The 9371-nt window shown below is 42.2% G+C and carries 7 protein-coding genes; 2 read left to right on the forward strand and 5 right to left on the reverse strand.

Annotation, left to right across the window (positions count from 1 at the left end; genetic code table 11):
- Positions 1–199, forward strand: a 199-nt coding sequence (locus DW089_RS11670) for a hypothetical protein (RefSeq protein ID WP_233547602.1), incomplete at its 5' end; no start/stop codon positions are given.
- Between the two features lie 9 nt (positions 200–208).
- Here DW089_RS11670 and DW089_RS10745 read toward each other — a convergent pair.
- From DW089_RS10745 to DW089_RS10755, 3 genes are all read right to left on the reverse strand, one after another.
- Entirely contained in the window at positions 209–2809 is a 2601-nt protein-coding gene (locus DW089_RS10745) for a DEAD/DEAH box helicase (protein ID WP_118287265.1), read from the reverse strand.
- A gap of 5 nt (positions 2810–2814) precedes the next feature.
- Entirely contained in the window at positions 2815–4239 is a 1425-nt protein-coding gene (locus tag DW089_RS10750) for a DUF1837 domain-containing protein (RefSeq protein ID WP_158572369.1), read from the reverse strand.
- 335 nt (positions 4240–4574) lie between these two features.
- Positions 4575–5324 (reverse strand): type I restriction-modification system subunit M N-terminal domain-containing protein, encoded by a 750-nt coding sequence (locus DW089_RS10755; protein ID WP_118287267.1) that lies wholly within the window; start codon positions 5322–5324, stop codon positions 4575–4577.
- 634 nt (positions 5325–5958) lie between these two features.
- On the opposite strand from DW089_RS10755, the gene DW089_RS10760 reads away from it, so the two are divergent.
- Entirely contained in the window at positions 5959–7002 is a 1044-nt protein-coding gene (locus tag DW089_RS10760) for a hypothetical protein (RefSeq protein ID WP_118287268.1), read from the forward strand.
- Positions 7003–7676: 674 nt separating this feature from the next.
- On the opposite strand, the gene DW089_RS11390 is transcribed toward DW089_RS10760, so the two are convergent.
- Both DW089_RS11390 and DW089_RS10765 read right to left on the reverse strand, forming a co-directional pair.
- Positions 7677–8354, reverse strand: coding sequence for a hypothetical protein (locus DW089_RS11390; protein WP_158572370.1), 678 nt, complete (start codon positions 8352–8354; stop codon positions 7677–7679).
- Between the two features lie 387 nt (positions 8355–8741).
- Positions 8742–9371, reverse strand: a 630-nt coding sequence (locus DW089_RS10765; RefSeq protein WP_147351168.1) for a C-terminal helicase domain-containing protein, incomplete at its 5' end; no start/stop codon positions are given.

A 9371-nucleotide genomic window follows, 5' to 3' on the forward strand; every position in this document is an offset into this window, starting at 1 on the left:
GAAGGTGGTAAAAAAAGTCCGTGCAGACGGTAAACTTACACCGATTTATGCAGACCTTTGTTCCTACAACTACTGGCCTTCTTTTTACAATTCCATTATCTCTTTTTTCCCTTCCCAAAAATATGGACGCAATATGGATAAAATATGGAAGTTTTATGGACGCAAAAAAAAAGACCTTCTCTCGTCAAGAAGGTCTTAGGGAAATAAATTATTCCACAAATAATTCGGGGACATTGAATTGGATGTCTTGTGATTCGGTTTCAACGCCAATATTCCCACATTTCAATATGGCTTTTTTTATACGTACGTTATCTCCCTCTTTAAGAAGATATTTTTTTCTATTCGTTGACCGCTCTATGTATTCAGATGCTTCTCTAGAAAATCCATATTGCTGTAGGTATATGGTCAATGGATTGGTGGTTCCATACTCAACATACTCATACCAATCGTTCTCAAAGCTTTTAACATGATGAACCTCTTTATATTCCAGTGAAAATCTTCTAAAATAGTTGGCAATCCTGAAAAGAAGAATATCATCGATAACACTTAAGATTTCAGCGATAACATAATTTTTATGGGCTTTTGAATTTCTATCATAGTAACTATCGATTTTCTGACTTTCAATCCATACGCCCGTATAAGGATTTTTTTCCTTATAGCGTATTGCATTATAAATGATTTGACTCAGTCCTCTGCCTCTAATCCATTGCATTAGAATTACAGCATACCACTTGATTACAGAATCAGACTTACCAAGAGTCTTTCTTTCATAAGTTTTCCATTTAAAAACAACACTGAGCGTATTCAGGAACTTGACCAATTCATCAAAGTCAACATCATTATTTTCACCATGTAACTTGGGATAACTGGCGCCAGCTAAAATTAACTGATGCAAATTATCATACTGATCATAGGAAAGCGTAATATCGTCACTGGTTTTCTCCGCAGGAAAGTGTTCCCTTATCTGCTGAATAATCATTGGAGATAAATATGCTGAAAAAGCTCTTTTTACCGGTGAATCTTCATTATTTGCTATATCTCTTGTTAGGATCATGGAAAAATTTCTTAGAGCTTCATAATCTTTCTCTTTTGCGTCCTTTTGTATAGATTTCAATTCTGTATCGCCACAAGCCAAATCTTTAATTACATTTTGAAAATGTTTAGTATTTCTTTCATTGTCAATTGAAAGGATTTGTTCCGGCACCTCGTTTTTCAATAGATCAACATATCTCTTTTCTTTGTATTTATCATCCATCCGAATAAGGAATACATTGCCATACAGATTATATTTAATCCTCCCGACACGTCCTACAAGGTTTTTGAATTCAACTTCATTCATATTGGAATTACCTTTTTTATAGCTTGTAATAAAAAGATTATCAGCAGGAAGATTTACACCTTCAATCAAAGTATTTGTACAAAAAATTGTACGTAAATCGCCATTTTCAAAACTACGTTCAATTCTTAACCTAATATTAGCCGGAAGATAACCAACGTGGTAAGCAACACCCCGTTCAATTAAATCTGCAAGGTAGCAATCAGTATGGACTTCTTTTCTTACATTTTCTGCTAACTCAATAAGGTTAGCATTATCCAGTTTCTTGAGGCTAGATGCATATTTAACAGCAAAATCCATTACCTTAATTTTCGAGCTGCAATATATTACATTTTGTTTATCGGCTCCCACTAAAGTTACGATTTTAAGAAGATCGGTATTTGTAGATATCTGCCCCAGTTTTTGAAGTTTTTTCTTATATGCATTATATACATCAATTTTGCCTTTACAGATATCCAAATAATATCGAAATTGACACACGGGGGTATATTTTGATGCCAATTTATGAATTTTTTTCGCACTAAAGCCAGGAATTAATTTGAAATAAATCTCTGGGTTTGGAATGTTTGGTGATGCAAAAATTATTGTCGATTTTTGACTGGACTTTTCAATTTGGTAAATAACTTTATAGTAATAGGTACTGCGCCGTCCACGTTCTGAAATTTTGTGTGCTTCGTCAATGAATAGAAAATCAATTTTTATATGTGGCATTCCGACTAACATATATAACAAGCGTTCTGGAGTCATAACAAACACAAAATGATGATCTTGAGTCAAAACCAAATCTCCAGATGCTGTTACAACTCGATAATTTTTTTCTTTTAATTTTTCCTGCAAACTACCAATGATATTGCTCCGTACTTCATTAATCAATGCTTTCGTGGGAACAACGATAGCATAATTTTTCTTCTCACCTCTTTCAATTTGTTCTTTTATAAAGGTTTGCACTACAAACGATTTTCCCATTGACGTAGGGCCAGAGTAGCTAAAGTACTGCTGTGAGAGGTTATCATAAATTTCTTTTTGGTCATGGAAAAAATAATCATTTTCCTTGCCTGGAATAGCTAACTGAGATTTATCGTAAGCAAAATAAAGATTATCCAGAATATCTGCACTTTGGAATTCTCCAACAGAAGATGATTTTAACCCGCGATAATTTCCGATATTGGATAAAATTGAACCTAAATAATATTTTACGATTCTATCCTCTGGATATAAAACACTTAAGAGAATCGCAATTTCCTGTCCTAACAATCTATGCTCATCACGTTTTTCGGGTAAAGGGGATTTCGATAAAATATCCGCAAAACGCAAAGCATCACCTACATTTACATCTTTCTTGAACTCAGTCATTTTAAACAATGTATAAGAATAGTTTAAAAGTAAACTGTCATAGATTTCATTCAAATATTCATTGTTATTTAAATTCCTATATAACACTTCTGCCAAAGTTTGATTTCGTGGTATTTGCATTTTGCTTATCTCCCTTGAATCATATCGTCAATGATTTTGGTTCGCTCTACATCAGCGTCATTGAAGGGAATTACATATACATAAAAGTTATAGCCTCCCAATTTTTCATCTCTTATTTTCTGTTTTATATATGCCTGCAGCTTTTGAATATCTTGTCTCATCTTTTCTTTTATGGCGGCTCGATAACTTGAATTATTATCTATGCCATCCGTATCAACTGAAATTGTATACCCTAAAAATATTCCAAAAGCCATCTCGGGAACAGGGAGTTTTGTCTTACTAGGAAGAAATAAATCAGCAATATAATGACTGGTATCTTTATCAAAGATATTACGGTATATAGTATTAGATACCATCTGCACTTCATTTGTATGATTTTTTTCGATATCTATAATTTTAGCAAAAGCATGATCAACGGCAGAATTCAAGTCGCCTATAATTGTCGATGCTCCAAATACAAGTTGCCGAAATGGTTCTCTAAGTCCATGTGTAACTAAGAGATGTACACCATCACTTTTACTTGCCTGTATACCATTTCCCAGTTCTATTTTGGTCATAATTTTAGGAGCGCCCAATTCCTGCTCCAAGAATACATATAGTAGTAACTCCGCTAATGTAGTGTTTGAAGACTGAGTATAAGCACTTATAAATTTAACTATTGCTCTCGACCCAATAGCTCCTATATTAGTTTGTTTCAAGCGATTTAAATCTTCACGTGACAAAACATAACCTGAAATATTATCAATCAGATAATTTTTTAATCGATCAAATCTTAATCTGAAATTCGTAATATCAGGCCCATAAATCTGGACCGTAGATGGATTTGATAGCTCATCTATTTTTTGTGAACAAATTTTCTCAAAAACATTTTTAAAACTTGTATCATTTAATGTACTTCTTAATGGAATACTTTTGTCAACCTCCTCTGATGAAAAATATATTTCTTCTGTTGAAGTTCTAAATCCATCAACAAAGTCTTTAGAAATCTCTTTTATTTCTTCTGCACATGATTTATTAGAAATCTGAACAATCGCATAATAAAATACAGAAGCTAATAAATCCCCAAAATTAAATGTAGTATTATTTAGGATATTTTCTTTTTCATATCCTTTTTCGTATCCAATAATTGAAGTATCTGCTATATTTTTGTCATTGCGCAAAACATCCTTAATGGCTAAAACAACAAGCTTTTGCTTATCTGCGTTTATAAGAGGTATTAGCTTTATTTTAATTTTATTAGCCGCAAATTCAGAAGATGTTATACGAGCAGATTCCATAATATCAGGAGGAACGTTTATTCTTCCACTTTTTAAGTGTCCTGGAACAGAGCCGTCATAATTTTGAACGTCTTTTAGGTAAGCAGAAAAAATGGCATTACACAATGAAGCATTCGTAACTTTGGGGTTACGAGCCTGATACAGGATATTCATCAAAGTACCGAAGCATAGTCTCTTCATTATGATACCTCACTTGAAAAATTTAATATGTCTCCGCATTGTTTTCTTGCATTAATTATACAATCTTTTGACTACTATTGCACAGACATACTATAAAACTTGACACCAATAAGTCGTCAATCAAATGAAAATAACTTGCAATTAAACCTTGAACGATTACCAAACTATAGAACGACACCCCTTTAACCTACCGTTCAAACGTTGTGCATTTTGAATTTCAGAAAATGGGTTCTCGAAAATTTGAAAATGATTTTCTCCGAAAAATAAAAAATGGACCCTCGAAGCAAGGTGCTTCAAAAGCCCACATATCAAGCGATTTCCAAGGTTTGGGGTGCGGAAAGTTCTTTTATCAATACGGGGATTTTCATTTCGTAGGCGCTGAAGCCCTTTTTGGCTTCCTGGCCCCAGGTCACAATGTGGGTCAGCAGCTGGGAAACCGATTGAGGGGTATAGAATTCTCCTGCCTTCTGGCCCATATCGGAGGCAAAGGTGCCGATCAGATATTCATAAGCATCCCCCAGCACATCCCCGCTGTGGCTGTCCAGGTTCAAGGGAGCCAGGGCCGTCATCACCTGAGCGATCATGTCGTTCCGCTTCTGGGGAGTGGACCCCAGCTTGGTGGAATACAGGTCCACATCGTCGAACAGATGGCCCAACAGGTCCGGATTGGACTGTTCAATGTCCCGGAAAGCCTGGTTCAGGTTTTCCAGCTGGAAGGTCTGCTTCCGGATGGCGTCCATCTGGGCGGCAAAGGTGAAATCCGGCTTGATTTCATAATCCATGTCCATGGAACTCAAGAGATCCTCATGGGCGTCTTCATCATCGTAATATTGCTTATAAACAGCCTGGCGCTGTTCTTCCGTGGCCACCTGTTCCGGGTCCACTTCACCGGCATCCACCAGCACATTCGCTGCTGCTTCCAGAGTCTTATCGGACAAATGTTTATAAAAAATAAGGCCCAGGGCATAGTTCATATAGGCTGCTGCCCCCATGGTCTGGCGCATCACGTTGGCAGAATCCCACAGAACCTGTTCCAGGCTTTTTTCGTCAGTGCTCATCGTTGTGAATCTCCTTTAGGATAATTTGGCGTGCTTGTTTGTGATATTTTTATTGTATCACAGAATCAGGGCCTCTTTTTCGTTAATTTTATTATACCCCACCCCCTGTCCAAAAAGGCGGACAAAAAAGACGTCAGACTGGCCCTTGGGGCCCCATCTGACGTCTTACAAGAGCCCTGCCGGGCGGCCAGGGACGGGCTCCCCTGCGGGCAGCCCCTACCACGTTGGGATCAGAGATGCAACAGAAAACCAGAGAAACGGGGTTGTCAAAAATCCGTTCCTGTGACCGTTGTATCCAACATCCGACCCCAAGGTTGTAGGGGCGCGCCGCAGGCACGCCCGTCCCGGCCTCAGGTTTTTATACGTTCCCAGGAATCCGCCCGGCGGGTTCCCTCCTTCCGCTAGAGACTAGTGACTGTCAGCTCATGACCATCTGCCCCCGGCAGATGGTTTCCATCGGCATGAGACGTAAGACGCCCGACGTGGGCCTGTCTTTTTCCCACGCCAAAATTCATTCCCTGCAGATTCTTGCCGTTAATACCCCGATTTTTCCACTCAGGAAGGAACTTTCTGTTGGATGTCGAAGGGGCTATACAGTGACCCTTACCAAATCCTACAGAAAGATGGTGATTCCATGAAAACCTCTACCACTGTTGCCCAGGATCTGGGCACGTGGCAGGAAGAACAGGCGCTGGATGCTGCCTGCTGCCGGCTTTTGGCCAACAAAGTCATCCTGGCCCATGTACTCCAGGGATGCGTCCCGGAATACAGCCGCTGTTCCATCCCGGAACTGCTTCCCTGTCTGGAAAGCACGCCGGAAATCTGCTCTGTCCCTGTGGATCAGGATGTCCTGGACCCGGGACGCATCCGCGGCGAAAACACGGCGGACAAAAGCATCACGGAAGGAAATGTGAATTTCGACATTCTCCTTTCGGCACGGACTCCCAACGGCAGAGAGTCCCGGCAGATTTTCATCAACGTGGAAAGTCAGAACGACTGGAACCCCGGCTATTCCCTGTTGAAGCGGGCCTTCTACTACTGTGGGCGGCTCCTTTCCCGGCAGAAAGGGATCGTCTTCCAGAATTCTGACTACCAGAAACTCCAAAAGGTCTATTCCCTCTGGATCTGTCTGGACCCTCCAAAGTCCAAACAGAACACCCTGACATCGTTCCACATGATGGAAGAAAATTTGGTGGGCAACGCCAAATATGATAAAATGAATTATGATATGGTGTCCATGATGATGATCTGCCTGGGACAGCCGGACAGCAGGCAGGAGGATATTATCCACCTGCTCAGCGTCCTTCTGTCCACAGAAATGGACCCGGATGTGAAGAAAGATATCCTGGAACGGGAATACAACATTCCCATGACCGTAGAAATGAAAAAGGAGGCGGAAACCATGTGCGGTATCGGACACGCCATCGCAAGAAAGAACCTGGAAAAGGGAATGGAACAAGGCCTGGTGAAAGGTCTTGAGAAAGGGCGCCTGGAAGGAAAACAGGAAGGCCGTTTGGAAGGCCGTTTGGAAGGCCGTCAAGAAGGCCGTCAGGAAGAAAAGGAATCCAATATTCTTGCCATGCTCAAGGAAAAAATCCCCATGGAGACCATTTCCCGGATCACCCACTACTCTCCGGACCAGATCCAGAAACTGGGAAAGTTGCATGGATTGCTGTAAAACAGGAAGGCCGCCGGAAAATCCGGCGGCCTTTTTCCATTAAAAGAAGTCAGACCGGCCCTTGCGGTCTTACCAGAAGTCAAACGTCAGCTTGACCGATAACAAGCAGATTGGCCGAACATCTGAATCGTGCAAAGCTGACGTCTCACATCTCAAGGCCCGGCAGGGACGTTTCTGACTTCTTGTCTTGTCCCCCTGAGAGGCCGGGACGGAGTCACCCCGGCAAGCCCCTGCAACTTTGGGCTTAAAGGGCCAACGAAAAATCAGAAAAACGGGATCGTCGTAGAATCCGCTTCTGGGGCCGTGTTATCCACTCTCCGACCCCAACGCTGTAGGGGCGGGCCGCAGGCCCGCCCGTCCGTGGCCTGGGAGGGTATTTCATTCAGAAACTTCTACCGCGGCAGATTCATCGGGAATTCGGGAACCCTTTGTTATAAGCCGTAATCTTAATGCAAAATGCCGCATCTGATACGGAAGATGGACCATGGTATACCACCAGATTCCGATTGGCCCATTCATTCCAGATTGCAGTGGTAAAAAGAATCCGGCAACCCAGAAGATTCTTCATAAACAGTTTGACTGTATGATCGGGGATTCCCAAAGCTCCCAGCAGAACATATTCTGACAAATAGGCAGCCTGTATCCCTTAGTTTAAGACCTTCTACGAATTTTCCTTATATAGATTTCCCCATTGCCTGGAGGTCTTTGGCTGCATTATAGATTTTCTCATCATCACTTTCCGGAATTGGATTTCTGGGCCGCCCATATCGTGTGGCAATCTGATTTTTGGAAAAACGGCAATAATAACGTCCCTTATAAGCATGTCCGTTCAGATACACTTTCTTAATCCATACTGCATACCAGTCTTTTTCAGGATAATATTTTCCACAGTCAGTTGCCAGATACAAGCTGTATGTATCCGTGGCACCAATCCATTTCCACCGGTTCTCTCCACCCGGGTACATAGGCTTCACGTTCAAGTAGTTGGCAATGCCATTGGCAAGTGCTTCATTGGGAGAATCCGGTGCTACCTGTTGGACATAGAGTTTTGTTACATTGTGAACGGAAGGGTATCCATTCCTGTAGTCTACATATTGGACATTGGCAACGTCTCCCTCTTCCAAAAATAAAAACTTGTGGACTTCCCTGATTTTTTCCCCATTCACATTCAAATTCTTGGTCCATACATCGGCAGCTCGTTTAGAAGCGTCATAGTGAAGAGTCTGGGTATCAAAGTACATGCCCACCCGTTCAGAAGAATAATACCATTTCCAGCGGGATTCCGGCTCAGCCTGCACCACTGTGCAACTCAGCAGTAATAACAGACAGAATGCAATAATCCTTTTTACCATTTTTCTTCCTCCCCATAAGTTTCCCCTGCTGTGTCCATGATTGCGTATCCCATATCAATCATGGATTTTCTCTTTATTCATCATACCAAAATTTATGGGTAAAATATAAGACTAATTGAGAGATTGGAGAATGGTTCATCATTAGTCGTTCATCATGAGTCGTTCTGGATACCAGATGCAGCCTATCTGCTTTTGAACGTAAGGCCCCTGGGCGGTCGGGACAGGCTCCCTTGAGGATAGCCCCTACCATATTGGAGTCAATTGGTCTAACGGAAAATCACAGAAATGAGGTTATCGAACATTCCGTTTCCGGGACCGTTGTATCCAATATCCGACCCCAAGGTTGTAGGGGCGAGCCAAAGGCCCGCCCTTCCCGGCCGCCGCTTTTCACCCTGCCGCCTCTTCAATCCGTTTCAGCATGGCTACAGCATTTTCTTCACTGGCTTCTGTAGGATACAGGGCACTTCGGCTCAAATCCCGTTTGTACTGGAGCAGAGCATCCAGGTTCAGATCAAAGGATGCATCTTCCGGGAAATCCGTATCCACAGCCATGGGGAGATAGACGGTCACCGCTTTTTTCTGTCCGATCCGGTAAGCCCGGTCCGTGGCCTGGTCTTCTTTGGCCGGGTTCCAGCAGCGGCTGAGATGGATCACATGATTGGCTCCGATGATGTTCAGCCCCACACCGGCAGCCTCCGGAGACAGCAGCAGCACCTGGAACCCTGGTGCCCGATTGAACTGATCCACCATTTTCTGCCGGGCCACAGCCTGTGTGGTCCCGTTAATGGGAGGCTGCATCTGGATTTTGTAGATTTGTTCCAGAAAAGTCCGGAGCAGCAGCTGAATTTTCCGGCTTTCCACAAAGATCAGGGCTTTTTCCCCTTTCTCTCTCACTTCATCCAGGATTTTTCTTGTCCGCATCAGTCTGGCAGAGGAGCCAAAGAAATGCTCCGGATCACCCAACGTATATTTCTTTACATTCCCGCCGGCTCCAAGACTGGGACAGAGAGAAATATC

The sequence above is a fragment of the Acidaminococcus sp. AM05-11 genome (genome assembly GCF_003472805.1).
GTDB lineage: Bacteria > Bacillota > Negativicutes > Acidaminococcales > Acidaminococcaceae > Acidaminococcus > Acidaminococcus hominis.